The sequence below is a fragment of the Aquiflexum sp. genome (assembly GCF_041751335.1).
In the GTDB taxonomy this organism is placed as follows: domain Bacteria; phylum Bacteroidota; class Bacteroidia; order Cytophagales; family Cyclobacteriaceae; genus Aquiflexum.
Window position 1 is genome coordinate 1 of sequence record NZ_JBGSXS010000201.1, and the last position, 1,722, is coordinate 1,722.

Below are 1,722 nucleotides of genomic sequence, written 5' to 3' on the forward strand. Positions count from 1 at the left end.
TTGGTCATCACCCATCAGCAAGTGCTTATGAATACCTGGGAGTATTGTGATGGTCCAAGGTTGCAATACCAGAAAAAATAGATCCATAAAAAAACGAGGGCCCACCGAGCCATCGCTTATTAATAACTATTACCCAATCAATTTTCGGCCATTAACCGAAAAAGATATCTTAATATCTATGAATATTTTTTCATTACTGTTTGAATCTAAACGAACACTTCAAATTAAAAATTCTCTTCCTTTTCTTAAATGACGTTAAATCATAAAATAAAAAAAACCTCAAATTGTTGAAGGTTATCCAAATTTTTTAGAATGCTTTAAACTTAATTTTTATTTTTATTGAACTATTTCATTTCAAATTTTAGAAGAAGAATTGGGTGGAATAAATTTTCTTATTGTTTATTAATCAATTGTTTGACAATGAAAGATTCGCAGTCTACCATGTATGAGCATTCAGAAGTAAAAGTAAGGTTGCTCAATTTGTACATTCAAAAATACCTGAACATCTTGAGCAGGGCGGCTGGCATTGAAAAAGTCCATCTCTACGATCTGTTTTGTGGGGAAGGGATTTATGAAAATGGAGGAGAGGGAAGTCCAATCATTTTTTTGAAGGCTATCAAAGATATATACTATAGAAACCAGGCTGGAGGACAGAAGCTAATTCAAGTTGATTGTGTGTTCAATGACCTGGAAACTTGGAAAACAGAAAAGGTCAAATCTATTGTCGAAAGTAAAAAGTTGCATTATCCTTTTTTTGGTGATTTGAGATTTCTAAACGTGGATTATGCCGAAGCTGTGCCGGGTATAGTAAATCAAATATCCAAATCAAAGAAATCCAAAGCTTTTGTCTTTATTGATCTCTATGGATATAAAGATGTCAGAGCTTCCCAAATCAGATCAATTTTACAGACCAAAAAAGCAGAAGTTTTACTGTTTCTGCCTACGCAATTTATGTTTAGGTTTGAAAGAAAAGGGATTCCCACGGCACTACAAGCTTTCATAGAGGATTTGGTTCCAAAAGATAAATGGCCAAATTCTCCAACGGGGATTGATTTCATCGAGAACCTGAAATCAGCCTTTCGAAATTATCTTGGTGATGATTTTTTCGTGGACACATTTATCATCTCCAGAGATGTTAATCAATATTTTTGTCTTTTCTTTTTTACCAGCCACATTTATGGCTTTGACAAAATGCTTGAAGCAAAATGGGAAATAGATTCTGAGCAGGGAAGGGGATGGACTTATAAGAATCCTGATGCTCCAACACTATTTAGTCCTTCTAAAGCTGATAAGGTCAATAAATTGGAGATTTTTTTTCTCTCTTATTTGAAAGAACCGAGATCCAATGGTGAAATTTACCAAGCTACACTTCACCAAGGATTTAGACCAACTCATGCAGTGGAGGTATTAAAAGGGCTAGCTGCTCAGAATAAAATTATTGTGACATCAAATGACGGACAAAAACCTAGGAAGGGTTCTTATTACATAAATTATGGCGAATATTGTGATAGACCTAAACGTATTTCCATCCAATTAACCTGAACTACCGTGGCACAAACCTCAATAGAATGGACCGAACTTACTTGGAATCCTGTCACAGGCTGTACCAAGATCACAACAGGCTGCAAATTCTGCTATGCAGAAGTCATGACCAAGCGACTGAAAGCCATGGGCGTGGAAAAGTACAAAGATGGATTTAAAAAGGTCAGGATCCATGAAGAT

2 protein-coding genes are annotated in these 1,722 nt (G+C 35.5%); both read left to right on the forward strand.

Going from position 1 to position 1,722, the window contains the following annotated elements; genetic code table 11:
* Positions 1-420 precede the first annotated feature (420 nt).
* Positions 421-1,542 carry a three-Cys-motif partner protein TcmP gene (gene tcmP / locus ACEW8U_RS10975; RefSeq protein ID WP_373522085.1) on the forward strand — a complete coding sequence of 374 codons (1,122 nt, stop codon included), beginning with the start codon at positions 421-423 and terminating at the stop codon, positions 1,540-1,542.
* Between the two features lie 6 nt (positions 1,543-1,548).
* A partial coding sequence (locus tag ACEW8U_RS10980; RefSeq protein ID WP_373522086.1) for a DUF5131 family protein occupies positions 1,549-1,722 on the forward strand: 174 nt, incomplete at its 3' end.

What these genes read in the sequence shown, in the direction of transcription:
- tcmP (WP_373522085.1), top strand. Translation starts at nt 421, where the DNA reads ATGAAAGATTCGCAGTCTACCATGTATGAGCATTCAGAAGTAAAAGTA.